Source organism: Pseudomonas sp. NPDC098740 (genome assembly GCF_044760065.1).
GTDB lineage: Bacteria > Pseudomonadota > Gammaproteobacteria > Pseudomonadales > Pseudomonadaceae > Aquipseudomonas > Aquipseudomonas rossensis.
Window position 1 is genome coordinate 279790 of sequence record NZ_JBIWAM010000007.1, and the last position, 25216, is coordinate 305005.

General features: G+C 58.6%; 26 protein-coding genes. 15 read left to right on the forward strand and 11 right to left on the reverse strand.

The features are described 5' to 3' along the window. Positions 1–137 precede the first annotated feature (137 nt). The 6 genes from ACIQU2_RS11955 to trpE all read left to right on the forward strand — a co-directional run bounded on the left by ACIQU2_RS11955 (position 138) and on the right by trpE (position 6711). Positions 138–1385, forward strand: coding sequence for an ABC transporter permease (locus ACIQU2_RS11955; RefSeq protein ID WP_347804979.1), 1248 nt, complete (start codon positions 138–140; stop codon positions 1383–1385). 12 nt (positions 1386–1397) lie between these two features. Continuing rightward, the gene (locus ACIQU2_RS11960) at positions 1398–2222 is read left to right on the forward strand and encodes an ABC transporter permease (RefSeq protein ID WP_347804978.1); all 825 of its coding nucleotides are present in this window, start codon (positions 1398–1400) and stop codon (positions 2220–2222) included. Between the two features lie 218 nt (positions 2223–2440). After that, on the forward strand, positions 2441–3589 hold the full coding sequence (locus ACIQU2_RS11965; RefSeq protein WP_403140766.1) for an iron-containing alcohol dehydrogenase: 1149 nt from the start codon (positions 2441–2443) through the stop codon (positions 3587–3589). Positions 3590–3668: 79 nt separating this feature from the next. Further along, complete coding sequence (rpe, locus tag ACIQU2_RS11970) at positions 3669–4343, forward strand: ribulose-phosphate 3-epimerase (protein WP_008027088.1); 675 nt, start codon at positions 3669–3671, stop codon at positions 4341–4343. Beyond that, on the forward strand, positions 4340–5158 hold the full coding sequence (locus ACIQU2_RS11975; RefSeq protein ID WP_347804976.1) for a phosphoglycolate phosphatase: 819 nt from the start codon (positions 4340–4342) through the stop codon (positions 5156–5158). Before rpe ends, ACIQU2_RS11975 begins: the two co-directional genes overlap by 4 nt. A gap of 71 nt (positions 5159–5229) precedes the next feature. Further along, positions 5230–6711 (forward strand): anthranilate synthase component I, encoded by a 1482-nt coding sequence (gene trpE, locus ACIQU2_RS11980; RefSeq protein ID WP_403140770.1) that lies wholly within the window; start codon positions 5230–5232, stop codon positions 6709–6711. Between the two features lie 81 nt (positions 6712–6792). On the opposite strand, the gene estP is transcribed toward trpE, so the two are convergent. Together estP and ACIQU2_RS11990 are read right to left on the reverse strand one after the other, a co-directional pair. After that, on the reverse strand, positions 6793–8700 hold the full coding sequence (gene estP / locus ACIQU2_RS11985) for an esterase EstP (RefSeq protein WP_403140771.1): 1908 nt from the start codon (positions 8698–8700) through the stop codon (positions 6793–6795). Further along, complete coding sequence (locus ACIQU2_RS11990) at positions 8697–9059, reverse strand: hypothetical protein (protein WP_403140772.1); 363 nt, start codon at positions 9057–9059, stop codon at positions 8697–8699. The genes estP and ACIQU2_RS11990 overlap by 4 nt, the downstream gene beginning before the upstream one ends. A gap of 46 nt (positions 9060–9105) precedes the next feature. Here ACIQU2_RS11990 and ACIQU2_RS11995 point away from each other — a divergent pair, with 46 nt between their 5' ends. From ACIQU2_RS11995 to ACIQU2_RS12010, 4 genes are all read left to right on the forward strand, one after another. After that, the gene (locus ACIQU2_RS11995; RefSeq protein ID WP_033056198.1) at positions 9106–9699 is read left to right on the forward strand and encodes an aminodeoxychorismate/anthranilate synthase component II; all 594 of its coding nucleotides are present in this window, start codon (positions 9106–9108) and stop codon (positions 9697–9699) included. A 9-nt stretch (positions 9700–9708) separates the two neighbouring features. Then, entirely contained in the window at positions 9709–10758 is a 1050-nt protein-coding gene (gene trpD / locus ACIQU2_RS12000; RefSeq protein WP_056741323.1) for an anthranilate phosphoribosyltransferase, read from the forward strand. Continuing rightward, the gene (gene trpC, locus ACIQU2_RS12005; RefSeq protein WP_347804973.1) at positions 10755–11591 is read left to right on the forward strand and encodes an indole-3-glycerol phosphate synthase TrpC; all 837 of its coding nucleotides are present in this window, start codon (positions 10755–10757) and stop codon (positions 11589–11591) included. Before trpD ends, trpC begins: the two co-directional genes overlap by 4 nt. A gap of 98 nt (positions 11592–11689) precedes the next feature. After that, entirely contained in the window at positions 11690–12391 is a 702-nt protein-coding gene (locus ACIQU2_RS12010; protein WP_347804972.1) for a lipoyl protein ligase domain-containing protein, read from the forward strand. On the opposite strand, the gene crp is transcribed toward ACIQU2_RS12010, so the two are convergent. Continuing rightward, on the reverse strand, positions 12388–13032 hold the full coding sequence (crp, locus tag ACIQU2_RS12015; protein ID WP_347804971.1) for a cAMP-activated global transcriptional regulator CRP: 645 nt from the start codon (positions 13030–13032) through the stop codon (positions 12388–12390). The genes ACIQU2_RS12010 and crp overlap by 4 nt on opposite strands. Before the next feature lie 231 nt (positions 13033–13263). Between crp and ACIQU2_RS12020 the strand changes: the two genes are divergently transcribed. After that, positions 13264–13686, forward strand: coding sequence for an OsmC family protein (locus ACIQU2_RS12020; RefSeq protein WP_007941657.1), 423 nt, complete (start codon positions 13264–13266; stop codon positions 13684–13686). 237 nt (positions 13687–13923) lie between these two features. After that, positions 13924–14718 (forward strand): adenosylmethionine decarboxylase, encoded by a 795-nt coding sequence (gene speD, locus ACIQU2_RS12025; RefSeq protein ID WP_347804970.1) that lies wholly within the window; start codon positions 13924–13926, stop codon positions 14716–14718. 73 nt (positions 14719–14791) lie between these two features. On the opposite strand, the gene coq7 is transcribed toward speD, so the two are convergent. The 6 genes from coq7 to hemJ form a co-directional block, all read right to left on the reverse strand. Continuing rightward, on the reverse strand, positions 14792–15439 hold the full coding sequence (coq7, locus tag ACIQU2_RS12030) for a 2-polyprenyl-3-methyl-6-methoxy-1,4-benzoquinone monooxygenase (protein ID WP_403140776.1): 648 nt from the start codon (positions 15437–15439) through the stop codon (positions 14792–14794). Positions 15440–15565: 126 nt separating this feature from the next. After that, positions 15566–15904 (reverse strand): histidine triad nucleotide-binding protein, encoded by a 339-nt coding sequence (locus tag ACIQU2_RS12035; RefSeq protein ID WP_008147240.1) that lies wholly within the window; start codon positions 15902–15904, stop codon positions 15566–15568. Between the two features lie 81 nt (positions 15905–15985). Beyond that, positions 15986–16774 carry an SDR family NAD(P)-dependent oxidoreductase gene (locus ACIQU2_RS12040; protein ID WP_403140780.1) on the reverse strand — a complete coding sequence of 263 codons (789 nt, stop codon included), beginning with the start codon at positions 16772–16774 and terminating at the stop codon, positions 15986–15988. Between the two features lie 62 nt (positions 16775–16836). Next, a complete protein-coding gene (locus ACIQU2_RS12045) occupies positions 16837–17802 on the reverse strand; it encodes a DUF805 domain-containing protein (protein WP_403140783.1) in 966 nt (321 codons plus the stop codon). Positions 17803–17858: 56 nt separating this feature from the next. Further along, a complete protein-coding gene (locus tag ACIQU2_RS12050) occupies positions 17859–18827 on the reverse strand; it encodes a nitronate monooxygenase family protein (protein WP_347804968.1) in 969 nt (322 codons plus the stop codon). 33 nt (positions 18828–18860) lie between these two features. Continuing rightward, positions 18861–19289, reverse strand: coding sequence for a protoporphyrinogen oxidase HemJ (gene hemJ / locus ACIQU2_RS12055; protein ID WP_403140786.1), 429 nt, complete (start codon positions 19287–19289; stop codon positions 18861–18863). Between the two features lie 136 nt (positions 19290–19425). Between hemJ and argC the strand changes: the two genes are divergently transcribed. Together argC and erpA are read left to right on the forward strand one after the other, a co-directional pair. Further along, positions 19426–20460, forward strand: coding sequence for an N-acetyl-gamma-glutamyl-phosphate reductase (argC, locus tag ACIQU2_RS12060; RefSeq protein ID WP_403140789.1), 1035 nt, complete (start codon positions 19426–19428; stop codon positions 20458–20460). A gap of 168 nt (positions 20461–20628) precedes the next feature. After that, entirely contained in the window at positions 20629–20979 is a 351-nt protein-coding gene (gene erpA, locus ACIQU2_RS12065; RefSeq protein ID WP_007947969.1) for an iron-sulfur cluster insertion protein ErpA, read from the forward strand. A 67-nt stretch (positions 20980–21046) separates the two neighbouring features. Here erpA and ACIQU2_RS12070 read toward each other — a convergent pair whose 3' ends face one another. Next, a complete protein-coding gene (locus ACIQU2_RS12070) occupies positions 21047–22138 on the reverse strand; it encodes an anhydro-N-acetylmuramic acid kinase (RefSeq protein ID WP_403140792.1) in 1092 nt (363 codons plus the stop codon). Between the two features lie 3 nt (positions 22139–22141). Further along, entirely contained in the window at positions 22142–23566 is a 1425-nt protein-coding gene (locus ACIQU2_RS12075) for an OapA family protein (RefSeq protein ID WP_403140794.1), read from the reverse strand. 212 nt (positions 23567–23778) lie between these two features. Between ACIQU2_RS12075 and tyrS the strand changes: the two genes are divergently transcribed. After that, entirely contained in the window at positions 23779–24978 is a 1200-nt protein-coding gene (tyrS, locus tag ACIQU2_RS12080) for a tyrosine--tRNA ligase (protein WP_056741332.1), read from the forward strand. Positions 24979–25216: the final 238 nt, after the last annotated feature.

The window sequence follows — 25216 nt, forward strand, 5'->3', positions numbered from 1 at the left end:
TGTGGGAGCGAGCTTGCTCGCGATAGCAGTGGGTCAGTCAACATTGATGTTGAATGTAATGCCCCCATCGCGAGCAAGCTCGCTCCCACAGGTTGTTTGTATGCCTCTGCAACGATCAAAGATTTCCGGAGTACGCCATGGCCACCGCCATTCCCCTGAACGCGGGCACCGACCCCACCTTGAAGCAGCGGCTCAAGCACGCCGAGCGGATCAACCGCTGGAAAGCACAAGCCTTGATCGCGCCGTTGGTGCTGTTTCTGTTGCTGGTGTTCCTGGTGCCCATCGTGGCGCTGCTCTACAAAAGTGTCGGTAACCCGGAAGTGGTGGGCGGCATGCCGCGCACCGTGTCGGCTATCGCCAGTTGGGATGGCCGAGGCCTGCCCGCTGAACCGGTTTACAAGGCCGCCAGCGAAGACCTGGCTGAAGCCCGCAAGAATCAGACCTTGGGCGACCTGTCCAAGCGCTTGAACATGGAGTTGGCCGGCTACCGCAGCCTGCTGACCAAAACTGCACGTGCCTTACCGTTCGCCACCGAGCCGGCCTCTTATAAAGAAGCGCTGGAAGGTCTCGACGAGCGCTGGGGCGACCCGGCCTACTGGCAAGCGGTGCGCCGTAACACCAGCAGCATTACCCCGTACTACCTGCTGGCGGCGGTCGACCACCGTATCGACGACCTCGGTGAAGTGGCCCCGGCTACCCCGGACCAAGCGATCTACCTCGACATCTTCGCCCGCACGTTCTGGATGGGTTTGATCATCACCGTGATCTGCCTGGTGCTGGCTTATCCGTTGGCGTACTTGCTGGCGAACCTGCCATCACGCCAAAGCAACCTGCTGATGATTCTGGTGCTGTTGCCGTTCTGGACCTCGATCCTGGTGCGGGTCGCCGCGTGGATCGTGTTGCTGCAATCGGGTGGCTTGATCAACAGCGGGCTGATGGCCATGGGCATCATCGATAAACCGCTGGAGCTGGTGTTCAACCGCACCGGGGTTTACATCTCCATGGTGCACATCCTGCTGCCGTTCATGATTCTGCCGATCTACAGCGTAATGAAAGGCATCTCGCCGACTTACATGCGCGCCGCGATTTCCCTCGGCTGCCATCCGTTCGCCAGTTTCTGGCGGGTGTACTTCCCGCAGACCTATGCCGGTGTCGGCGCCGGTTGCCTGTTGGTGTTCATCCTCGCCATCGGCTACTACATCACCCCGGCCTTGCTGGGCAGCCCGAACGATCAGATGGTCAGTTACTTCGTCGCCTTCTACACCAACACCAGCATCAACTGGGGCATGGCGACCGCACTCGGTGGGCTGCTGCTGTTGGCGACCGTGGTGCTTTATCTGATTTACAGCTGGCTGGTGGGCGCCAGTCGCCTGCGCCTGAGCTAAGGGGAGAACGAAATGCTGAGTCCTTATATGTCGCCCATTGAACGGGTGTGGTTCTACAGCTTGCGGATTCTCTGCGGCTTGATTCTGTTGTTCCTGATCCTGCCAGTGCTGGTGATCATTCCGCTGTCGTTCAACTCAGGCAGTTTCCTGGTGTACCCGCTGCAAGGTTTCTCGCTGCAGTGGTACCACGACTTTTTCGCTTCGGCGGAATGGATGCGTGCGTTGAAGAACAGCATCATCGTCGCCCCGGCGGCCACGGTGCTGGCGATGATTTTCGGTACGTTGGCGGCCATTGGTCTGACCCGCGGCGACTTTCGCGGCAAGGCGCTGGTGATGGCGCTGGTGATTTCGCCGATGGTGGTGCCGGTGGTGATCATTGGTGTGGCGAGCTATCTGTTCTTCGCGCCACTGGGGCTGGGTAACAGCTTCTTCTCGCTGATCGTGGTGCATGCGGTGTTGGGTGTGCCGTTTGTGATCATCACGGTGTCGGCGACGTTGCAGGGGTTTAACCAGAACCTGGTGCGCGCTGCTGCCAGCCTCGGTGCTTCGCCGCTCACGGCGTTCCGTCGGGTGACACTGCCGCTGATTGCCCCCGGCGTGATCTCCGGTGCGCTGTTTGCCTTCGCGACTTCGTTCGATGAAGTGGTGGTGACGCTGTTCCTCGCCGGACCTGAACAAGCGACATTGCCACGGCAGATGTTCAGCGGCATCCGCGAAAACCTCAGCCCGACCATCGCGGCGGCGGCGACGTTGCTGATTGCCTTCTCGGTGATCCTGCTGCTGACCCTGGAATGGCTGCGCGGCCGTAGCGAAAAACTGCGTACCGCCCAGGTCTGACGCTGTCCCTGTAGGAGCTGTCGAGTAAAACGAGGCTGCGATCTTTTGATCTTGATTTCTTAAGATCACAAGATCGCAGCCTCGTTTTACTCGACAGCTCCTACAGGGGTTTTGTGCGGTGTTCGAGATCTCTGGTCATTCATGGCCTGAATAGCAGACAAACCCCAATCCCCAGCTACTCTTGTGCCCAGCTCCCCTATCTATAAGAGGCTGCGCACATGAGTCTTTCCTCTTTCAAAATCGCTCACAAACTGATCACCGGCGCAGGTGCCATCGAGCAGTTGGCGGCTGAACTGACACGCCTGGACATCGACAACCCTCTGATCGTCACCGATGCCGCACTGGTCAAGTCCGGCACGGTCGAGCTGGCGCTGGCGCAGCTGGGCGACCGAACCTACGAAATTTTCGACCGTGTATTGCCAGACCCGGAAATCGCCATCGTCGAAGACTGCATGCGGGTCTACCGCGAGGGCGGGCACGACGGACTGATCGGCCTGGGCGGCGGCAGTGCCATCGACATCGCTAAAAGTGTCGCGGCCTACGCCGGCTATCACGGGGCGCTGGAGGATCTGTTCGGCATCGATCAGGTACCGCGCAAAGGCCCGCCGCTGATCGCCATCCCGACCACCGCCGGTACCGGCTCGGAAGTCACCAACGTGGCGATCCTTTCCGACAAGGTCGCGCAGCTGAAGAAAGGCATCGTCAGCGATTATCTATTACCGGACGTGGCGCTGGTCAGTCCACAAATGACCCTGACCTGTCCGCGCAGTGTCACTGCCGCCAGTGGCGTCGATGCACTGGTGCACGCCATCGAATCCTATCTGTCGCTCAACGCCTCACCGATTACCGACGCGCTGGCCATCGGCGCCATCAAGCTCATCGCCAAGGCGCTGCCGAAGGCTTACGCCAATCCGTCCAATCTCCAGGCCCGCGAAGACATGGCCACCGCCAGCCTGATGGCCGGTATGGCGTTCGGTAATGCCGGGGTCGGCGCGGTGCATGCGCTGGCGTATCCGCTGGGCGGGCGGTTCAACATCGCCCACGGCGTCAGCAATGCCTTGCTGCTGCCGTATGTCATGACCTGGAACAAAATGGCCTGCGTGGAGCGCATGCAGGATATTGCCGAGGCCATGGGGGTGAAGACCGCTCATCTGAGTGCCAACGACGCGGCGGACAAGGCCGTAGAGGCGATGACCGAGCTGTGCGCCGCGGTGGAAATCCCGCCGGGCCTGCGCAGCTTCGGCGTTCCCGAAGACGCCATCCCGGCCATGGCCGTGGAAGCGGCGGGAATTGAGCGCCTGATGCGCAACAATCCGCGCAAATTGAGTGCCGTCGATATCGAGAAGATCTACCGCGCGGCCTACTGATTATCGCGTCACGGTGCGCGCTTCAAAGCATGCGGTATACAATGCGCGCCATCGTGATTCTGCTCAAAAAAGGTGCGTCATGCAGCCCTTCGTCATTGCTCCGTCGATTCTCTCCGCCGACTTCGCCCGCCTGGGTGAAGAAGTGGACAACGTCCTGGCCGCCGGTGCCGACTTCGTGCACTTCGATGTCATGGACAACCACTACGTGCCGAACCTGACCATCGGCCCGATGGTCTGTGCCGCACTGCGTAAGTACGGCGTGACCGCGCCGATCGACGCGCACCTGATGGTCAGCCCGGTGGACCGCATCGTGGGTGATTTCATCGAGGCCGGCGCGACGTACATCACCTTCCACCCGGAAGCCAGCCAGCATGTTGACCGTTCCCTGCAACTGATCCGCGAGGGCGGCTGCAAGTCGGGCCTGGTGTTCAATCCGGCGACCCCACTGGACGTGCTCAAGTACGTGATGGACAAGGTCGACATGATCCTGCTGATGAGCGTCAACCCGGGCTTCGGCGGGCAGAAGTTCATCCCCGGCACCCTCGACAAGCTGCGTGAAGCGCGGGCACTGATCGATGCTTCCGGCCGTGACATCCGCCTGGAAATCGACGGCGGCGTGAACGTGAACAACATTCGTGAAATCGCCGCTGCTGGCGCTGACACCTTCGTCGCCGGCTCGGCGATCTTCAATGCACCGAACTACCAAGAGGTGATTGAAAAGATGCGTTCCGAACTGGCGCTGGCTCGCCCATGAGTGGCTTTGAGCAGCTGTTCCCGGGGTCTCTGCCGCGGTTGGTGATGTTCGATCTGGATGGCACGCTGGTCGATTCGGTCCCCGACCTCGCAGCGGCTGTGGATAACATGCTGCTCAAACTCGGGCGTCAACCTGCTGGTATCGCATCGGTGCGTGAGTGGGTGGGCAACGGCGTGCACGTACTGGTGCGCCGGGCCTTGGCCAACCACATCGACGCCGAGGGTGTCGATGAGGTCGAAGCCGAGCATGCCCTGACGTTGTTCAACGGCTTTTATGAGGACGGTCACGCGCTGACGGTGGTCTACCCCGGCGTGCGCGACACCCTGAAATGGCTGCACAAGCAGGGTGTAGAGATGGCGCTGATCACCAACAAGCCGGAGCGCTTCGTCGCGCCGCTGCTGGACCAGATGAAAATCGGTCGTTATTTCCGCTTGATCATCGGCGGCGACACCCTGCCACAGAAAAAGCCGGACCCGGCAGCGCTGTTCTTCGTGATGAAAATGACCAACATCCCGGCGTCGCAATCCTTGTTCGTCGGCGATTCGCGCAGCGATGTGCTGGCGGCAAAAGCGGCGGGGGTCAAATGCGTGGCACTGAGTTACGGCTATAACCATGGCCGGCCGATTGCCGAAGAGTCGCCGGCGCTGGTGATCGACGATCTGCGCAAGTTAATTCCCGGTTGCCTGGATCCGGCCGCTGAGATAACGTTGCCCGACGCTGTTCAACCCCCTTCTGGAAACGCCATCGTGGTGGTCACTCGCAAACTCTGGATGAAAGTCATCAAGGCCCTGGCCCGCTGGCGTTGGCGCGCCTGACTTGTTCCTGGCCGGCATACCGGCGCGTTTGCATACCTGACTGTTAGACCCTCAAGCCACGAGGCTACCCCATGATCCGCGAAGAATTCCTGCGTTTGGCCGCTGCCGGCTATAACCGCATCCCGCTTGCCTGCGAAACCCTGGCCGACTTCGACACACCGCTGTCGATCTACCTGAAACTGGCCGACGAGCCCAACTCCTACCTGCTGGAATCGGTGCAGGGCGGGGAGAAGTGGGGCCGTTACTCGATCATCGGCCTTCCGTGCCGTACCGTGCTGCGGGTTCACGACCATCACATCAGCGTGACCCATGACGGCGTCGAGATCGAAAGCCACGAAGCTGAAGATCCACTGGCCTTCGTCGAAGCATTCAAAGCTCGCTACAACGTGCCAACCATCCCTGGCCTGCCGCGTTTCAATGGCGGTCTGGTGGGTTACTTCGGTTACGACTGCGTGCGCTACGTGGAGAAGCGTCTGGGCAAGTGCCCGAACCCGGATCCGTTGGGCGTGCCGGACATTCTGCTGATGGTTTCTGACGCGGTAGTGGTATTCGACAACCTCGCCGGCAAGATGCATGCGATTGTCCTGGCCGATCCGTCGCAGGACGATGCTTTCGAGCAAGGTCAGGCGCGTCTGGAGGAGCTGCTGGAAAAACTCCGTCAGCCGATTACCCCGCGCCGTGGCCTGGATTTCAGCAAGCAACAGTCTGCTGATCCGGTGTTTCGTTCGAGCTTCACCCAGGACGATTACGAAAAAGCCGTCGACACCATCAAGGAATACATCCTGGCCGGCGACTGCATGCAGGTCGTGCCGTCCCAGCGCATGTCGATCGACTTCAAGGCCGCGCCGATCGATTTGTACCGGGCGCTGCGTTGCTTCAACCCGACGCCTTATATGTACTTCTTCAACTTCGGCGACTTCCACGTCGTCGGCAGTTCGCCGGAAGTGCTGGTGCGGGTCGAAGACAACCTGATCACCGTGCGCCCCATCGCCGGCACCCGTCCGCGCGGCGCCAACGAAGAGGCCGACCTGGCACTGGAAAAAGACCTGCTGTCCGACGACAAAGAAATTGCCGAGCACTTGATGCTGATCGACCTGGGCCGAAACGACACCGGTCGGGTCTCGGAAATCGGTTCGGTGAAACTCACCGAAAAAATGGTGATCGAGCGTTATTCCAACGTGATGCACATCGTGTCCAACGTCACCGGTCAATTGAAGGTCGGGCTGACGGCGATGGACGCACTGCGGGCGATTCTGCCGGCGGGCACCTTGTCTGGCGCACCGAAGATTCGCGCGATGGAAATCATCGACGAACTGGAGCCGGTCAAACGTGGTGTCTACGGCGGCGCCGTCGGCTATTTCGCCTGGAATGGCAACATGGACACCGCGATCGCGATCCGCACCGCGGTGATCAAGAACGGCGAACTGCACGTGCAGGCCGGTGGCGGCATCGTTGCCGACTCGGTACCGGCGCTGGAATGGGAAGAAACCCTGAACAAGCGCCGCGCGATGTTCCGTGCCGTGGCTCTCGCCGAGCAAACCCCGGTAAGCTGAGCTCCCACAAAGACCTCACCACCATAAAAAAACGCGGCACCTGTGAGGGCGCCGCGTTTTTTGTGCCTGCTGTTTGCCGGATCAGAAGTCCAGCGCAACCCCAACGGTAAGCCCTTGCTGGGTAAAGTCATCATCCTTGCGGAACGTGTATCCGCCACGCAGCGCCAGATCGGCCGTCAACTTGTGGCTGACCCCCAGGCTCACGCGATTCAAGTGGCTTTGCGGTGTATAGCCATCCAGCTTGAAGTCGAGGGATGGCAGGCTGTTGAGGGCGATGTTCACTTTCTGCACGTCATCTTCATACTCACGCTCGTAGGCATATTCGCCGAACACTTGAGTCTGCGGGGTGATCTGATACTTACCCTGCAGACCGGCGCCCAAGCGCTTTGAATCGCGAGTCTGATCATCAAAGGTCAGCGCTGTGGAACGAGTGCTGTTTTCCGAGTAGCCGTCGACTTCCACTTTTGCGTAATCGGCGCTGATGAACGGCGACAGGTGCCACTCGCTGCCCGGTTGCGCAATGTCGTAGCCAAGGCGAGTGCTGAAGGCCCAGAGATCGCCATCGGTATCGCCTTTCTCCGCGCCTTCGCTGGCACCCAGGTCGAATTTGCGTTTGAGGTTGTCGTAATCCAGCTTACCGCCGGTCAACGCGGCATCGGCCCACCAGCGATTCTGCTGGAACTGGGCGAAGGCGGTGGCCAGGTAGCTGTTGAGTTTGTAGTCCGAATCGTTGCTGCCTGCCTCCAGATTCTGACGATAGAAACCCGCCGCCACACCGACGCGCCAGGCGTCATTGAGACGATAGCTGCCGCCGATATTCAAGTTGTAACCGTCGCCGTCGGCGCTGGCTCCGCTGCTTTGGCTATCGACATCCAGATGCTGGCCGCCACCGGCGACAATCGCGCGCCATTGGCCGATCGCTTGCCAGTTATCCCAGTCCGATTGCCATTGGCTGCGCAGTTCATCCTGGTGCGCACGCAAGGTAGCGTGGGCCATTTCCGGCAACAACGTCAGCTCCCAAGGCGCTGCCAGTAAGGAATAGGCATAGTCGGAAATCAGCTTTTGCCCGGCTTCGGTCGGATGAACCCCATCGTTATAAATCAGCTTGCTGGGGTCCGGGGTGGCACTGTTGATGCCATACGTAGCGTTTTCGGTGCAGCTGTTACCGCTGAAGCAAGTCGCCGTCAGGTTCTGGCCTGTAGCAAAACCGAATCGAGCCGGATCGGCGAAGGTTTCCTGCAACAGCAGCGGAATGTTCAACGGGATGATTTCGGCATCGATCCCCGCGAGACGGGTGACCAGTTGCCGGTTGAAGGCAGAGCTCAGTAGTGAGGTGGGTGCCTGCTGGGGCGTGCCATTGATGGCGGGCGTCAAACCCAGGTCGGGCAGCAGCCAGACCATAATGTACCGGGCTCCGGCGGTTTGCAGAACCTGGACGCTGTTGGCCAGTCGATCCGCAGCGGCATTCGCCTGAGCGCCACTTTGTACACGTCCTTGAAGAAAATCGTTACCACCCCCGGAAATGTAATACAGCGCATTCGGATCGGCGCTGAAGTTGTTTGTCGGCAGATAGCCCGAGCGTGTGCGTTCCCCCGTGGCGGATACGCTGGTGATCGAGGTGAGGATCTGGTCGGTGCGATATCCGCCAACGGCCCAGTTGTTACCGTCCGGCAGACCCTGGTTCGCGCGTGCCGCCGAGGTTGAAGCAGCCGTCTGGTCCGGTGAAAACCCCAGCCTTCCACCCAGCAATTGCGTCGAGTTGGCGGAATAGACTTCGCCGCTGCCGTTCTGGTAAACCGGTCCGGTCCGGTTGGTGAAGCGCAGGGTCGAGCCGGGAGGGCCGCCCGTGTCGGTAAACTGCCCGGCATCGTTGAGGCTATCGCCGAAGACGATGAAATTCGAATAGGGGTTGGGCGCCGCGATCGCCTGGGTGCAGGCCATAGCGAGCAAGCAGCCGGCAAGCGGTACAGCCAATGTCTGTCTGATCATGAGCAAGTCCGTTTGTTATTGTTGTAGTGAGCAAAACGACAGTGCCAAAAACTATAGAGCCTGTTGCCGTTCGGCGCGAACCCGTCAATTGTTTCAAGAGCTTCGATCGCCCCATATTGCACGCTCTGCCCAGCTAAGTTACTGTGCCGAGACGTATAAATGAGACCTTCCCCGTGTTGATCGTCAGCAAACTTCTGGATCAAGTCATCAAGGCACACGCCCGTTGGCGTTGGCGCGCCTGAATCCTTCTGCCGGCCCGGCCGGATCTTTACCGCTTTGCCTTCTTTATCCGCAAGACAACCCGCTTTGCAGCGCGACGCCAGCGACTGACAAAGTGCAGGACGTTGCGGGTAAATCATTCGAAGGCTGTATTAAAGTCAGTGAATTCAAGAGGTTCTTAACGCCATGTTGCTGATGATCGATAACTACGACTCTTTTACTTACAACGTTGTGCAATACCTCGGTGAGCTCGGCTCCCAGGTCAAAGTCGTGCGCAACGATGAGCTCACCATTGCCGAAATCGAAGCCCTCAACCCTGAGCGGATCGTCGTTTCACCCGGCCCTTGCACGCCGAACGAAGCCGGCGTGTCGATTGATGTGATCAAACATTTTGGCGGTAAATTGCCGATTCTGGGCGTCTGCCTGGGTCATCAGTCCATCGGCCAGGCCTTTGGTGGCGATGTGGTCCGCGCCCGTCAGGTCATGCACGGCAAAACCAGCCCGGTGTTCCACGAGGACAAAGGCGTATTTGAAGGTCTGAACCATCCGCTGACGGTCACCCGCTATCATTCACTGATCGTCAAACGCGAAACCCTGCCCGATTGCCTGGAGCTGACCGCCTGGACCCAGCTTGAAGACGGTTCGGTCGACGAGATCATGGGCCTGCGCCACAAGACACTGAACATCGAGGGCGTCCAGTTTCACCCTGAGTCGATCCTCACCGAACAGGGCCACGAACTGTTCGCTAATTTCCTCAAACAAACCGGCGGCACGCGCTAAGGACTTTTCATGAATATCAAGACAGCCCTGAGCCGTATCGTCGAACAGCTCGACCTCAGCACCGATGAGATGCGCGATGTCATGCGCGAAATCATGACCGGTCAATGCACGGATGCGCAGATCGGCGCGTTCATGATGGCCATGCGTATGAAGAGTGAGAGCATCGACGAAATCGTCGGCGCCGTGTCGGTCATGCGCGAGCTGGCGGACAAGGTCGAACTCAAGACCCTCGACGGCGTCGTCGATGTGGTCGGTACCGGTGGTGACGGTGCCAATATCTTCAACGTCTCGACTGCTTCCTCGTTCGTGGTTGCGGCCGCGGGTTGCACTGTCGCCAAGCACGGTAACCGTGCGGTCTCGGGCAAAAGCGGCAGCGCCGATCTGCTGGAGGCGGCGGGTATCTATCTGAACCTGACCCCGGTTCAGGTCGCACGCTGCATCGACAACGTCGGCATCGGTTTCATGTTCGCCCAGACCCATCACAGCGCCATGAAGCACGCCGCCGGCCCGCGCCGGGAGCTGGGCTTGCGCACGCTGTTCAACATGCTCGGCCCGCTTACGAATCCGGCCGGCGTGAAGCACCAGGTGGTGGGTGTGTTCAATCAGGCGTTGTGCCGGCCGCTGGCTGAAGTCTTGCAACGTATGGGCAGCAAGCACGTGCTGGTGGTGCACTCGAAGGATGGCCTGGACGAGTTCAGTCTGGCAGCGCCGACCTTCGTGGCGGAATTGAAGGATGACCAGATCACCGAGTATTGGGTCGAGCCAGAAGACCTGGGGATGAAGAGCCAGAGCCTGCACGGTCTGGCAGTGGATAGCCCGGCAGCTTCCCTGGAGCTGATTCGCGATGCCCTGGGCAAGCGCAAGACCGAGAACGGTCAGAAAGCCGCGGAAATGATTATGCTCAATGCCGGTGCCGCGCTGTACGCCGCCGACCATGCCAGCAGTTTGAAAGAAGGCGTTGCCCTGGCGCACGATGCGCTGCACACAGGCCTCGCTCGGGAAAAACTGGAGGAGTTGGGTGCATTTACCGCGGTATTCAAAGTGGAGAATGAGGGATGAGTGTACCGACGGTTCTGGAAAACATTCTGGCCCGTAAAGTCCAGGAAGTCGCCGAGCGTAGCGCTCGCGTAAGCCTGGCGGAGCTGGAAAGTCTGGCCAAGGCGGCCGATGCACCCCGTGGTTTTGCCAAGGCATTGTTGGCTCAGGCCAAGCTCAAGCAGCCAGCGGTCATTGCAGAAATCAAGAAAGCTTCACCGAGCAAAGGTGTTATCCGCGAGAACTTCGTTCCCGCCGACATCGCCAAGAGTTACGAGAAGGGCGGCGCGACCTGTCTGTCAGTGCTCACCGATATCGATTACTTCCAGGGCGCCGATGCGTATCTGCAACAGGCGCGGGCGGCGTGCAAACTGCCGGTGATCCGCAAGGACTTCATGATCGATCCGTACCAGATCGTCGAAGCCCGAGCATTGGGCGCCGACTGCGTGCTATTGATCGTCTCCGCACTGGATGACGTGAAAATGGCCGAGTTGGCGGCCGTGGCCAAAAGTGTCGGCCTCGATGTGCTGGTGGAAGTTCACGATGGCGACGAGCTGGAGCGGGCCTTGAAAACCCTGGACACTCCGCTGGTGGGCGTGAACAACCGCAACCTGCACACCTTCGAAGTCAATCTGGAAACCACCCTCGATCTGTTGCCGCGTATCCCGCGTGATCGCTTGGTGATCACCGAAAGTGGCATTCTCAACCGGGCCGATGTCGAGCTGATGGAAATCAGCGATGTGTACGCGTTCCTGGTTGGCGAAGCGTTCATGCGCGCCGAAAGCCCGGGCACCGAACTGCAGCGTCTGTTCTTTCCAGAGCGTGGCGGTCCGGTCAGCGGCTCGACCCTCGACTGAAAACATCTTCGCAGGCAACCCGATCCCCTGTGGGAGCGGGCTTGCCCGCGAAGAGGCCATCAAGTGCCCCAAAGACTTCATGTCTTACGGAGTTATTCATGCCTCAGCCAATCTCTCTGACCGTCGAAGCCGGCTTGCTCGCCGAACAGGATCTGTTGGCCCATGTGTGCACCGGCGATTCGGAGTTTGGTCTGCTGTTCTGGCAACCCAGTGATCGGGCGCTGGTCATGCCTCGACGGTTGAATCGCCTGCCTGGGTTCGAGGCCGCGTGCGAGGTATCGGCTGCGGCGGGTTGGCCGGTGTTATTGCGTGAAACCGGCGGTGAACCAGTGCCGCAATCGGCCTCAACCATCAATATCGCGCTGGTCTACGCGCCACCGCGTAACGAGGGTGACCAGAACCGGATCGAAATCGCTTATCGTCGACTCTGCGACCCGATTTGTCAGTTGCTTGATGAGATGGGCGGCGTTTCGTCCTTGGGCGAAGTTGATGGCGCGTTTTGCGATGGCCGATTCAACGTCAATCTCGATGGGCGCAAGATGGTTGGCACCGCGCAGCGCTGGCGCCAGAGCAAGGGCGGTACGCGTCCGGTAGGGTTGGTGCACGGGGCTTTGTTGCTCGATAACGAGCGTGAGTCGATGGTTGCGGCGGTCAACCGGTTCAATGAAGCCTGTGGCCTGGAGCAGCGAGTTCGCGCCGAGAGCCACATTGCTCTTCATGAAAAATATGCAGCACCTGATGCGTTGGGGCGACTCGACACGTTGTACCGCCAGTTGCTGGCAGACATGTTCAGGGTTTAGCGCGTACCGAAGACCACCATGGTCTTGCCTTTGACGTCCACCAGGTTGCGTTCTTCCAGGTCCTTGAGTACGCGACCGACCATCTCGCGGGAACAACCGACAATCCGCCCGATTTCCTGACGGGTCACCTTGATCTGCATGCCGTCCGGGTGAGTCATCGCATCCGGCTGCTTGCACAGTTCCAGCAGGCAGCGTGCGACACGGCCGGTAACGTCGAAGAAGGCCAGGTCACCCACTTTGCGGGTGGTATTGCGCAGGCGCTGTGCGATTTGTCCGCTGAGCACGTAAAGAATGTCTGGATCCTGTCGGGACAGCTCGCGGAATTTCGCGTAGCTGATCTCCGCGACTTCGCATTCGATCTTGGCGCGCACCCAGGCGCTGCGTTCCTGTTCCAGGCCGGCCTGTTCGAACAGGCCCAATTCGCCGAAAAAGTCTCCGGAGTTCAAGTAGGCGATGATCATTTCGCGGCCATCGTCATCCTCGATCAGGATGGTGACTGAACCCTTGATGATGAAGAACAGCGTGTCCGAGCGCTCGCCGGCACAAATGATGTTGCTTTTGGCCGCATAACGACGGCGCTGGCAGTGCATCAGCAGCTTGTCCAGGTTCTTGATTTTGGGTGTTGGGGTAATAGCAACCATGGTTGTATCCCGAAAAGACTTCACGGTGTGTTTGGTTTTCTTATGAGTCGCTGAGGTTGCTACAAAGCTGGCCATGCGCCAGTCAATTGGCGCCAGCTTAACAGACACTTCCTGCAATATTCGAGAATTTACCTACAGCGCAGCGGCATGCGTCGTAGGAAGGCGAGACGCCGTCAATCAAGGCCCCTGTGCTAAGCTGGCGACCCTTTTTTATACAGTGGAGTCTTGGCGATGAAGGCACGCATCCAATGGGCTGGCGAAGCCATGTTCCTCGGCGAATCCGGCAGCGGTCATGTCGTGGTCATGGACGGTCCGCCCGATGCCGGCGGTCGCAACCTGGGTGTCCGGCCGATGGAAATGCTCCTGCTGGGTGTTGGCGGTTGCAGCAATTTCGACGTGGTCAGCATCCTCAAGAAGTCCCGTCAGGCCGTTGAAAGCTGCGAAGCCTTCCTCGAAGCCGAGCGTGCCACCGAAGATCCGAAGGTATTCACCAAGATCCACATGCACTTCGTGGTCAAGGGCCGCGGCTTGAAAGAAGCCCAGGTCAAACGCGCCATCGAGCTGTCTGCCGAGAAGTATTGCTCGGCGTCGATCATGCTTGGTGCGGCTGGCGTGGCAATTACTCATGACTACGAGATCATCGAGCTCGGTTAAATCGACATTCAACTATCATAAAGGCAGTGCAGACTGTGGCGATCCCAAGCTGACGTCTGCACAATGCGCCACTTTTTTCAGGGGAGTGGCCTGTCCCCGACAGGCCGCACACCCCAACAGACAACCAGAATCGCCATTGTGCAGAGGTGTTAACCGTCCTACGCAGGTGCGTCGTTCGCATCTGACGGGCATGCTTGATCATGCGGCCGGGCCGCAATACATAGAGAGTCTTTAACGGTGAAAAGCAAACTCAAGCTCCACGGGTTCAATAACCTGACAAAGACCTTGAGCTTCAACATCTATGACATCTGCTACGCGCAAACCCCGCAAGACCAACAGGCTTACGTCGAGTACATCAATAAAGAATACAACGCGAAGCGCCTGACGCAGATCCTCACAGAAGTTGTCGATATCATTGGTGCCAACATCCTGAACATCGCCAGTCAGGACTATGAACCCCAGGGCGCCAGTGTCACGATTCTGATCTCCGAAGAGCCGGTGACCCCGACCGACAGTCAGATCGAAGAGTCCCCGGGCCCGCTGCCTGAAATTATCCTGGCCCACCTCGACAAGAGCCACATCACGGTGCACACCTACCCGGAAATCCATCCGGACGATGGCATCGCGACATTCCGTGTGGACATTGATGTGTCGACCTGTGGCGTCATTTCACCGCTCAAGGCGCTCAACTTCCTGATCCACCAGTTCGATTCGGATATCGTGACCGTGGATTATCGTGTGCGCGGTTTCACCCGTGACGTGGAAGGCAAAAAGCACTTCATCGACCACGAGATCAACTCGATTCAGAACTACCTTTCCGAAGACACCCGCGACGCGTACCAGATGACCGACGTGAACGTGTACCAGGAAAACCTGTTCCACACCAAAATGCTGCTGAAGAACTTCGAACTGGATAACTACCTGTTCGGCGACGCTACCAGCAACCTGTCGTCTGAGCAGCGTGCTCAGGTGACCGAGCGTGTGAAACACGAAATGCTGGAAATCTTCTACGCGCGCAACATGCCGAGCTGATTCCCGCGAGCAAAAAGAAAGGGCGCTGAAAAGCGCCCTTTTTTGTGCCCGGGATTTTTTTCGAGGGGGGGGATCAGATCCGATAAGTACTCTTGGTCATGACCTTGGCCATCAGGCTCATGCCGAACTTCACCGGTGCCGGGAAGCGGAAACCCCCAGCCTCCAGCGCGCTTTCGGCGTGGTGTTCTTCATCAATGCGCATCTGCTCGAGAATCGCCCGGGACTTTTCGTCCTCGGCTGGCAGTTGCTCAAGGTGTTCGTTGAGGTGTTTGCACACCTGATGCTCGGTCGCAGCAACGAAACCCAGGCTGACTTTATCGCTGATCAACCCTGCCACCGCGCCAATCCCGAACGACATGCCGTAGAACAGCGGATTGAGAATGCTGGTGTGGCTGCCCAACTGTTTTATGCGTTGTTCGCACCAGACCAGGTGGTCGATTTCTTCTTCGGCGGCATGCTCCATGGCGGCGCGCACTTGCGGCAGCTTGGCGGTCAGGGCCTGACCCTGATACAGCGCCTGGGCACAGACTTCACCGGTATGGTTGATGCGCATCAGACCGGCGACGTGCCGGGTCTCCTCGTCGCTCATTTGCGCATCCGGCTGAACGATAGCGGGCGAAGGACGGTACGGCTGACCACTGAAGGGCAACAAGGTACGCATCGCGGCATCGGCTTGCAGCAGAAGACGGTCAATCGGCGAGTAGTGACGTTGGGTAGTCATGCTGACCTCCGGGAAGAATCTCGGCGGCCAGTTTAACCCAATCGGCCGGGGAAGGTTTGCGCTGGGTCATTGCGACGCAGGTGTTTGTGGGCGCGGGATTGCCCACCCCCACAGGGCTTGCTGAAATCAGCCCGGCGGCCAATGCATCTGGCGCTGACCCAATACATGCATATGTATGTGATAGACGGTCTGCCCACCCAGTGGATTGCAATTCATGACCACGCGGAAGCCTTCTTCGCAACCCAGTTCCAGAGCCAGACGCTGGGCGGTGAACAGAATATGTCCAGCCAATGCCTTGTCGTCCTCGGTCAGGTCGTTAAGCGTGCGCACCGCTTTTTTCGGGATCACCAGAAAATGCACCGGTGCCTGTGGGGCGATGTCGTGGAAGGCCAGTACCTGGTCGTCCTCGTAAATGATCTTCGCCGGGATTTCCCGGTTGATGATCTTGGTGAACAGAGTATCCACAGCTTTTTCTCCGTTGTTTGGGCTGGCCTGAGTGTAACCATGGGTTATGCCCGAGCCCAGCCTTTTACCTTGAGGGTGCGATCAGCGCGGGCAGTAAGCCTTGTTGACCATGCCGGCGATTGTCCGGGTCAGCCAGCGCGAGCCGATCCGCGGCAGGAAGGCGCGCCAGCGGTTGCGTCGACCCGGAATAATGATGGCGCGATTTTTCTCGAGAGCCCGCACGGTATAGAGCGCGACTTCCTCGGGGCTCATCAGCATTTTGCTGTCGATCAGTTTTCCAGCGTCCAATTGCGCGGTGCGGAAAAACGCCGTGCGGGTAGGGCCGGGGCAGAGCACCGAGACCTTGACCGCGCATTTTTTCAGTTCGACGCGCAACCCTTCGGAAAAGTGCAACACATAAGCCTTGCTGGCGTAATAAGTACTCATCCACGGGCCGGGATGGAACGCCGCCACCGAGGCGACATTCAAAATCTGCCCGCCGCCCTGCAGCGCCATACTGTTGCCGATCGCGTGACACAGGCGAGTGAGTGCGAGGATGTTCACTTCGATCAGGTCCTGCTCGGTCATCCAGTCCTGAGCCAGAAAAGGGCCGCAGGTGCCGATGCCGGCGCAGTTGACCAGCAAATCGATCTGTCGGTCACCTTCCTCCAGCTCCAGCAGAAAACCGGACAGCCTTAGCGGCTCGCCGAGGTCGCAGGCTCGGAACAACACTTCCACGCCAAAACGTTGAGTCAGTTCAATCGCAATACTTTCCAGCTGATCACGCTGACGGGCCACCAGAATCAGGCTGCGGCCGCGCCGGGCCAGGGCTTCGGCCATCGCCAGGCCGATGCCGCTGGAAGCGCCAGTGATCAGAGCGTAACGGGTCATGCATTTCTCCATCGCAACAGCTCCGCGCCGGCGACGCAGGTGTCACGGACGGGGAGCGCTGTTCATTCTTTCGCAGAGTCTACAGGGGGCTGGGCTGCTTCGGCTGCTTCGTCAGCTGAATTTGGCGCTGGCTCTGCTTCCACGGCGGTTTGATCTTCGATCTCTTCGGTGGTCACGGAGTCACTTTCATAGCTGCTCTGGGTGGCGCTTTCGTATTCGCTCTGAATGGTAGTAAGGCCGCCGGTCAGTCCGCCGATGAACAGGATCGCGATAAACACCAGCCACAGTGACGACAGGATCTTGACCGCGGTGCTGTTGGGCGGTGGTGGCGCACCGTATCGATTGGCGGTGTTATTGCCCGGCACAATCACCATGACGAACGGAAAGATGCTGCCCACGAACGGCACGAGGGTCAGCAGCCAGAGCCAACCAGACCAGCCAGCATCATGCAGGCGCTGGACACTGAACTGGATGCTGACGAGGCAGAGCGCCACGAAGCCGATCAAGGCCAGCAGGCCCCCGAGAATGAGGGCGATGGTCGAGTCCGTGTTGATGAGGGCCAAGGCAAAAACAGCAAGCAAAGAGCCAATGCTAAGGGTCACCAGCGTCAGCGACATCGTCCAGGCCAGATAACGCAAGCGACCGATCCGACCCTCGAAGCTGAACGGCTTGAGTGTGGAAAACGCAGGCAAAGCTTCGCCAACGGTAGCCTGGGGTGGTGCGTAAGGGGATTCGGGATCTGCCGCGGCGGCAGGGGCGTGTTGATGAGCGTCGGACAGGTTCAGCTCGATCGAGGGTTCGGATTCAATCCGGGCATCGATACCGGTTTTGGTCAGCGCCTGGAGATAAGTCTGCGCATCGACCTGCGACAGGTCGCGTTTGAGCGCAACCGGCTTGCCACTGAACAGCCGCTCGATGGCAGCCACATCGCTTTTGAACAACTCGGCGAGATTGAGCTTGGCGGTGGTGACGTCAACACCTGGCAGCAGAGCGCCGTCGAACACGATCTTGAAACGGTTTTCGCTCATTGCGAGGCATCCTTGTCGTGTAAAGCCAGCCGGAATGGACTGGCCAAGTTTTCCTGTCAGCGTGGCCAGCGCTTGGGCAGCGCTGCCGCCAGCTCCAGTGCTTTTCGGTACTCGGCATCGAGGCGAGCGACCAATTGATCAACACTCGGCAGGTCATCGATCTCGCCGACGCCCTGGCCTGCGGACCAGACGGTTTTCCAGGCTTTGGCTTCATCGCTTATGGGCTTGAGTTTGGAGCCGAAGTTCACCTCGCCCTTGCCTTGCAGCGCGGCCATGTCGAAACCTGCAGCCTCAAGACTCTGACGCATAAAGCTCGCCGGTACTCCCGACACCGCTGGAGTATGGACGATGTCCGCGGCTCTGGAAGTCAGCAGCATCTCTTTATAGGCGTCAGGCGCATGACTTTCGGTGGTGCCGATAAATCGCGTACCGAAGTAGGCCAGATCCGCACCGAGCAATTGTGCAGCGAGAATCTCGTGACCGTGGTTCAGGCACCCGGCCAGCAGCAGGGTCTTGTCGAAGAATTGGCGGATCTCGGCAATCAGCGAGAACGGGCTCCAGGTTCCGGCGTGTCCACCGGCGCCTGCTGCCACGGCGATCAAACCGTCGACCCCGGCCTCGGCGGCTTTCTCTGCATGGCGACGAGTCGTCACGTCATGGAACACCAGACCGCCATAGCTGTGCACTGCATCGACCAGTTCTTTCACGGCGCCGAGACTGGTGATCACAATCGGCACTTTGTGCTCGATGCAGATCGCCAGGTCCGCTTGCAGCCGCGGGTTGCTGTTGTGGACGATCAGGTTCACCGCATAAGGCGCCGGATTCTCCAATGTCGCCAATCCTGCTTCAATCTCTTCCAGCCAGGCCTTGAAGCCGCTGCTCTCGCGCTGGTTCAGCGCAGGAAAGCTGCCCACCACGCCATTACGGCAGCAGGCGAGCACCAGTTGTGGGTTGGAGATCAGGAACATTGGCGCTGCCACCACTGGCAGACGCAAGCGTTGTTCGAGCAGAGCGGGCAGCGACATTGGAAGTACCCCGGTGAGTTGTGCTTAGTGGAGTTAGAACGGCCGAACGACGACCAGAATTACAATGGCCAGCAATATCAGAACCGGCACTTCATTGAACCAGCGATAAAAGACATGGCTGCGGGTGTTCTCGCCACGGGCAAAACGTTTCACCTGAGCGCCGCACATGTGGTGGTAGCCGATCAGGATCACCACCAGGGTCAACTTGGCGTGCATCCACGCCCCCTGACTGAATATGCTTGGGTTCAGGCCGATCAGTGCGATGCCGAAAATCAAGGTGGCGATCATCGCCGGCCCCATGATGCCGCGGTACAGCTTGCGCTCCATGATGCTGAAGCGTTCTTTACTGACAGTGTCTTCACTTTGCGCGTGATAAACGAACAGGCGCGGCAGGTAGAACAGGCCGGCAAACCAGCAGACCATGCTGACGATGTGAAGCGCTTTGAGCCACAGATAAAGCATTTTTTAGTTATTCCCAGGTTCACGGTAGGTTGGATAGTAGAGGCTTGAGGCTCCGCACGTCACCTTGCCGGTTGTCGCAGGACGATACGGGCCCTATTATCGACGGCTTTCCAGTGGGTTCGTTGAGGGCAGGTTTATGGTCAAGGTCGGTATCGTCGGCGGCACGGGTTACACCGGTGTCGAACTGCTGCGTCTGTTGGCACAGCATCCGCAAGCTGAAGTGGTCGTCATCACTTCCCGATCCGAGGCCGGTCTGGCCGTGGCTGATATGTATCCGAACCTGCGCGGTCATTACGACGGTCTGACGTTCAGCGTTCCAGACATCAAGACGCTGGGCGCTTGCGACGTGGTGTTCTTCGCAACGCCTCACGGTGTTGCCCATGCGCTGGCTGGCGAACTGTTGGCGGCCGGGACCAAAGTCATTGACCTGTCGGCGGACTTCCGTCTGCAAGACGCCGATGAGTGGGCCAAGTGGTACGGTCAGCCGCACGGCGCGCCGGAACTGCTGGAAGAGGCGGTTTACGGCTTGCCGGAAGTCAACCGCGAGCAGATCAAGCAGGCTCGTCTGATCGCCGTGCCGGGTTGCTACCCGACTGCTACGCAATTGGGTTTTCTGCCATTGCTTGAAGCAGGTCTGGCCGATACCACCCGCTTGATTGCTGACTGCAAATCCGGCGTCAGTGGTGCCGGTCGTGGCGCGTCTGTAGGTTCGCTGTACTCCGAGACGTCGGAAAGCATGAAGGCTTACGCCGTCAAAGGTCACCGTCACTTGCCGGAAATCCGCCAGGGTCTGCGTCGTGCCGCGGGCAAGGACGTCGGTCTGACGTTCGTTCCGCACCTGACGCCAATGATTCGAGGCATCCACTCGACGCTCTACGCGACGGTCGTGGACCGCTCGGTTGATCTGCAGGCGCTGTTTGAAAAGCGCTATGCCAACGAACCGTTCGTCGATGTCATGCCGGCCGGCAGCCATCCGGAAACCCGCAGCGTGCGCGGTGCCAACGTTTGCCGTATTGCGGTGCATCGTCCGCAGGATGGTGATCTGGTGGTGGTGTTGTCGGTGATCGACAACCTGGTCAAAGGTGCGTCGGGTCAGGCGGTGCAGAACCTGAACATCCTGTTTGGTCTGGATGAGCGCTTGGGTCTGTCTCATGCAGGCATGCTGCCGTAAGGTTTTATCCTGCTCAGTAAAAAGGCCCGTCTGACGGGCCTTTTTGCATTCCGGGCTTACGATTGGGTTGATTGATATACCGTAACAATAGTTGACCGATTTTCTAGGAGAAGCGGATAATGCGCGTCATCACGCATTATGGCGGCGTAACGCCGGGAGATAGTTAGCATGAGCGTCGAATCCTTCACCCCCACGGCTTTGCAATTCACCCACGGTGCCGCGCACAAGGTGAAGAGCCTGGTCGATGAAGAGGGGAATGATCGCTTGAAGCTGCGCGTATTCGTTACGGGCGGCGGTTGTTCAGGTTTTCAGTACGGCTTCACCTTCGATGAGGAAGTGGCCGATGACGACACCATTGTCGAGCGCGAAGGGGTGAGTCTGGTCGTTGATCCGATGAGCTTCCAGTACCTGGCAGGTGCCGAGGTGGATTATCAGGAAGGTCTGGAAGGTTCGCGCTTCGTGATCAAGAATCCGAACGCCAGCACCACGTGTGGCTGCGGCTCTTCGTTCTCGATCTGATCGCAAGTTACCGCATCACCAAGCGCCGCATGGCCTCAGGGCTCTGCGGCGTTTTGCTGTGTGCAGATTAAGCGGGGTAGATGGCGCCGAGTACGCGCAGGCCGCGGGCGCCAGTGACACTTGGGCGATTGGCAGCGATGCCTTCAAGGCAGCAATGGGCCAGCCAGGCGAAGGCCATGGCTTCGACCCAGTCGGGGTTTACACCGTAAGCCGCGGTGCTGCTGACCTTGGCGTTCGGCAGCAAGCTGGCCAAGCGGTTCATCAGCGTGGCGTTGTGGGCGCCGCCGCCGCAGACCAACAGTTCCTGGGTATCTGATTGAGCGCTTTGCAGTGACTCGACGATGGTCAGGGCGGTCAGTTCGAGCAGGGTTGCCTGCACGTCTTCGGCGGCGAAGGTCGACAGTTTCGATAGATGCTGTGTCAGCCATGCAAGGTTGAATACTTCGCGGCCGGTGCTCTTTGGGCCTTTGGTCACGAAAAATGGATCACTCAGCAGTTCGTTCAGCAGAACCGGTTGGACCTTGCCGCTGGCAGCCCATTGGCCATCGCGATCAAAGTTGTCGCCGCGTTGCTGGTGAATCCAGGCATCCAGCAGAACATTGCCCGGGCCACAGTCGAAACCGGCTACCGGTTTGCCGGGCTCGATCAGGCTAAGGTTGCTGAAACCGCCGACGTTCAATACCGCGCGATTGCCTGCGCGCTCTTCAAACAACGCTTCGTGAAAGGCAGGGACCAGTGGGGCGCCTTGTCCGCCAGCCGCAACATCGCGGCTGCGGAAGTCGCTGACCACGGTGATGCCGGTCAACTCGGTCAGAAGGGCAGGGTTGCCGATCTGCACGGTGAAACCGCGCGCCGGTTCGTGGCGAATGGTCTGGCCGTGGTTGCCAATCGCACGAATGTCTTCGGGCTTCAGGTTTTGTTGGTCGAGGAGGGTATGAATGCCCTGTGCTGCCAATTTCACCCAGTTTTGTTGAGCGAGGGCGGAGCGCGCAATCTCGTCCGGGCCGCTGGCGCACAAGCCAAGCAGCTCGGCGCGCAGGGCGTCAGGCATTGGGGTGTAGTGCGTGGCAATCAGGTTGATCGCTGGAGTCAGCTCGATCAACGCAATGTCCAGGCCGTCGAGGCTGGTCCCGGACATCACACCTATATAGAGCGTCATGACTTAGCGCTTGCTCGAAGCCAGCTGCGTGGATTTCTCTTGATCCATGCGCGCCATCAGCGGTTGGCTCTGCGCGAGGAAACGTGCGCGTTCAGCTTTGGAGATCGGATCGGCCATCGCCACTTTCTGGCCTAGTGGGTCGACGTGCACGCCATTGACCTGGAACTCGTAATGCAAATGCGGTCCGGTGGAAAGTCCGGTGGTGCCGATGTAGCCGATCACCTGGCCTTGTTTGACGCTACTGCCAGTCTGCACGCCTTTGGCAAAGCCCTGCATGTGGCCGTACAGCGTACGGTAGGTATTGCCGTGCTGGATGATCACGGTGTTGCCGTAGCCGCCACGGCGACCGGCCAACAACACTTTGCCGTCACCGGCTGCCTTGATTGGAGTGCCACGCGGCGCTGCATAGTCGACGCCTTTGTGAGCGCGGATCTTGTTCAGGATCGGGTGCTTGCGGCCCATTGAGAATTTCGAGCTGATGCGGGCGAAGTCCACCGGGGTACGGATAAACGCCTTGCGCATGCTGTTGCCGTCAGCAGTGTAGTAGCTGCTGTTGCCTTGTTTATTGGTGTAACGCACGGCGGTGTAGGTCTTGCCGCGGTTAGTGAAGCGAGCGGAAAGGATCGGGCCATTGCCGACAGCCTTGCCGTTGACGACTTTCTGTTCGTAGATCACGTCGAACTCGTCGCCCTGGCGAATATCCTGGGCGAAGTCGACGTCATAGCCAAACACGCTGGCCATGTCCATGGTCAGGCTGTGGGACAAACCGGCGCGTGCAGCGGACTGCGACAGCGAACTGTTGATCACGCCATGAACGTAGGCAGAGCGCACGGTCGGCTTGGCGGTAATGCGGTTGAATGCATAACCCTTGTCATTCTTGATCAAGGTGATGCTTTCGACGTCGCTGACCTTGCTGTGCAGATTGGTCAGCTGGCCATCGGGGCTCAGTTCGAATTCGAGTTTCTGGCCATGTTTGAGTTGGCTGAACTGTTTGGCTTGTTTGTCGCTGGCCAGCACTTCATGCACCGAAGCTGCTGGAAGGCCGACTTTTTCAAACAGGGTGGAGAGGGTATCGCCTTTAGAAACGATCACTTCCCTGTGGTTTGGAGACTTTTTTTCTTCGATCACAGGCACTGGCGCTGGCGCGGTCTGAGCGGTTTCCTGGGGTTCTTCGGCGCTGTTTTCGATCTGCGCGAAAGGGGAAGCTGCTGGCTCATTTGTGGCTTGGACCGCTTCGGCAGCGTCTTGATCTTGTGTCAGTTGTTCAGCAGGGCTTTCCAGTTCAAGACTCAGGGTCGTCTTTTTGGCTTCAACATCACTGGAAGGAAATACCAGAAGCGCCAGGCTCAGAAGGGCGGCGATGCCACTTGCTGCGAGCAGGTGGGTCTTCGGGTAAAGCGGCGGCGCTTTAGACGATTCTTTGGTCATAGGTAATTTTTGACTTTGAAAAAGATGAATTGGAAAAGATGAATGACATGATGAAGATGAAATAACTGTATAAAATATAACCAAATCATCTCTGAAGCAAGTCCGCGAACGCTGTGTCCGTGGATTGGCATCCGTGCGCCGGGCAGAACTTGTATTTGACGCGCGATCTTGTATGGTTGGTTCCCTTTGAATTCGAGCCTTGCGGGTCTGTTATGAAGTCGGTTGAAGAGCAGCTAGCGCTGATTAAACGTGGTGCGGAAGAACTGTTGGTCGAGTCCGAGCTGATCGAAAAGCTCAAGCGTGGCCAGCCGCTGCGTATTAAGGCAGGCTTCGATCCGACCGCGCCGGATTTGCACCTGGGTCATACCGTGCTTATTAATAAGCTTCGCCAGTTCCAGGAGCTGGGGCATCAGGTGATCTTCCTCATAGGTGACTTCACCGGGATGATCGGCGATCCGAGTGGCAAGAGTGCGACGCGTCCTCCTCTTACCCGCGAGCAGGTTCTCGAGAATGCCGAGACCTACAAGACCCAGGTTTTCAAGATTCTTGATCCGGCGAAAACCGAAGTTGCGTTCAACTCCACCTGGATGGATCAGATGGGGCCGGCCGATTTCATTCGCCTGACTTCTCAGTACACCGTGGCTCGCATGCTCGAGCGCGACGACTTCTATAAGCGCTACACCACCAATCAGCCAATCGCCATTCATGAGTTTCTCTACCCGCTGGTTCAGGGTTACGACTCGGTAGCCTTGCGCGCGGATGTCGAGCTGGGTGGTACTGATCAGAAGTTCAATCTGTTGATGGGGCGTGAACTGCAGCGTGGATATGGTCAAGAGGCTCAGTGCATTCTGACCATGCCGCTGCTTGAAGGTCTGGATGGTGTGAAGAAGATGTCCAAGTCCTTGGGCAACTACGTGGGTATTCAGGAAGCGCCGGGTGTGATGTACGGCAAACTGGTTTCCATTCCGGATGCGCTGATGTGGCGCTACTTCGAATTGCTCAGTTTCCGCTCCATGGATGAGATCAATGCATTCCGTGCTGATGTAGAGGCGGGTGCCAATCCGCGTGATATCAAGATCAAGCTGGCCGAAGAGATCGTTGCGCGTTTCCATGGTGAAGAGGCTGCGGCTAATGCTCACCGTGCGGCGGGTAACCGTATGAAGGAAGGCGAACTACCGGACGATCTGCCAGAGATCGAATTGACTGCTACTGAAGACATGCCGATTGCTGCTGTCCTTAATAAGGCAGGTCTGGTCAAGAACTCGGCTGTCGCGCGGGACCTTCTAGGTTCTGGTGGTGTGCGTATAGATGGTGAGGTTGTCGATCGCACCTTTATATACGTACTGGGCGCGACCCATGTTTGCCAGGCCGGGAAGAAGGCATTTGCGCGTATTACGCTCAAATCCGAATAAAGCTCAAATTAGGGGTTGACGGCAGATTCTGGAAGTCTATAATTCGCCCCACTTCCGGCGCAGTCGAAACGGAAAACTCCTTGGTAAACAATGAGTTACGCAGTTTTCGACAGCGAGTTGCTTCAGGTCATCGAAGCCCAGAAGGAGTTGAAAGAGTGGTGTTGTTCGGCTCTTTTAACGATTCGATCTTCTCGGTCGAAAGCGGTGTAAAAGAGGTGTTGACAGCAGCGAGTAACGC

Coding starts and splice junctions, on each gene's coding strand:
- ACIQU2_RS11990 (WP_403140772.1), bottom strand. CDS start 9,059: ATGATTTACCCGCAACGTCCTGCACTTTGTCAGTCGCTGGCGTCGCGC.
- estP (WP_403140771.1), bottom strand. CDS start 8,700: ATGATCAGACAGACATTGGCTGTACCGCTTGCCGGCTGCTTGCTCGCT.
- ACIQU2_RS11975 (WP_347804976.1), top strand. CDS start 4,340: ATGAGTGGCTTTGAGCAGCTGTTCCCGGGGTCTCTGCCGCGGTTGGTG.
- tyrS (WP_056741332.1), top strand. CDS start 23,779: ATGAAGTCGGTTGAAGAGCAGCTAGCGCTGATTAAACGTGGTGCGGAA.
- ACIQU2_RS11995 (WP_033056198.1), top strand. CDS start 9,106: ATGTTGCTGATGATCGATAACTACGACTCTTTTACTTACAACGTTGTG.
- crp (WP_347804971.1), bottom strand. CDS start 13,032: ATGGTTGCTATTACCCCAACACCCAAAATCAAGAACCTGGACAAGCTG.
- rpe (WP_008027088.1), top strand. CDS start 3,669: ATGCAGCCCTTCGTCATTGCTCCGTCGATTCTCTCCGCCGACTTCGCC.
- hemJ (WP_403140786.1), bottom strand. CDS start 19,289: ATGCTTTATCTGTGGCTCAAAGCGCTTCACATCGTCAGCATGGTCTGC.
- argC (WP_403140789.1), top strand. CDS start 19,426: ATGGTCAAGGTCGGTATCGTCGGCGGCACGGGTTACACCGGTGTCGAA.
- ACIQU2_RS11955 (WP_347804979.1), top strand. CDS start 138: ATGGCCACCGCCATTCCCCTGAACGCGGGCACCGACCCCACCTTGAAG.
- ACIQU2_RS12020 (WP_007941657.1), top strand. CDS start 13,264: ATGAAGGCACGCATCCAATGGGCTGGCGAAGCCATGTTCCTCGGCGAA.
- coq7 (WP_403140776.1), bottom strand. CDS start 15,439: ATGACTACCCAACGTCACTACTCGCCGATTGACCGTCTTCTGCTGCAA.
- ACIQU2_RS11960 (WP_347804978.1), top strand. CDS start 1,398: ATGCTGAGTCCTTATATGTCGCCCATTGAACGGGTGTGGTTCTACAGC.
- ACIQU2_RS12045 (WP_403140783.1), bottom strand. CDS start 17,802: ATGAGCGAAAACCGTTTCAAGATCGTGTTCGACGGCGCTCTGCTGCCA.
- ACIQU2_RS12040 (WP_403140780.1), bottom strand. CDS start 16,774: ATGACCCGTTACGCTCTGATCACTGGCGCTTCCAGCGGCATCGGCCTG.
- trpE (WP_403140770.1), top strand. CDS start 5,230: ATGATCCGCGAAGAATTCCTGCGTTTGGCCGCTGCCGGCTATAACCGC.
- ACIQU2_RS11965 (WP_403140766.1), top strand. CDS start 2,441: ATGAGTCTTTCCTCTTTCAAAATCGCTCACAAACTGATCACCGGCGCA.
- ACIQU2_RS12070 (WP_403140792.1), bottom strand. CDS start 22,138: ATGACGCTCTATATAGGTGTGATGTCCGGGACCAGCCTCGACGGCCTG.
- trpC (WP_347804973.1), top strand. CDS start 10,755: ATGAGTGTACCGACGGTTCTGGAAAACATTCTGGCCCGTAAAGTCCAG.
- ACIQU2_RS12010 (WP_347804972.1), top strand. CDS start 11,690: ATGCCTCAGCCAATCTCTCTGACCGTCGAAGCCGGCTTGCTCGCCGAA.
- ACIQU2_RS12050 (WP_347804968.1), bottom strand. CDS start 18,827: ATGTCGCTGCCCGCTCTGCTCGAACAACGCTTGCGTCTGCCAGTGGTG.
- erpA (WP_007947969.1), top strand. CDS start 20,629: ATGAGCGTCGAATCCTTCACCCCCACGGCTTTGCAATTCACCCACGGT.
- ACIQU2_RS12075 (WP_403140794.1), bottom strand. CDS start 23,566: ATGACCAAAGAATCGTCTAAAGCGCCGCCGCTTTACCCGAAGACCCAC.
- trpD (WP_056741323.1), top strand. CDS start 9,709: ATGAATATCAAGACAGCCCTGAGCCGTATCGTCGAACAGCTCGACCTC.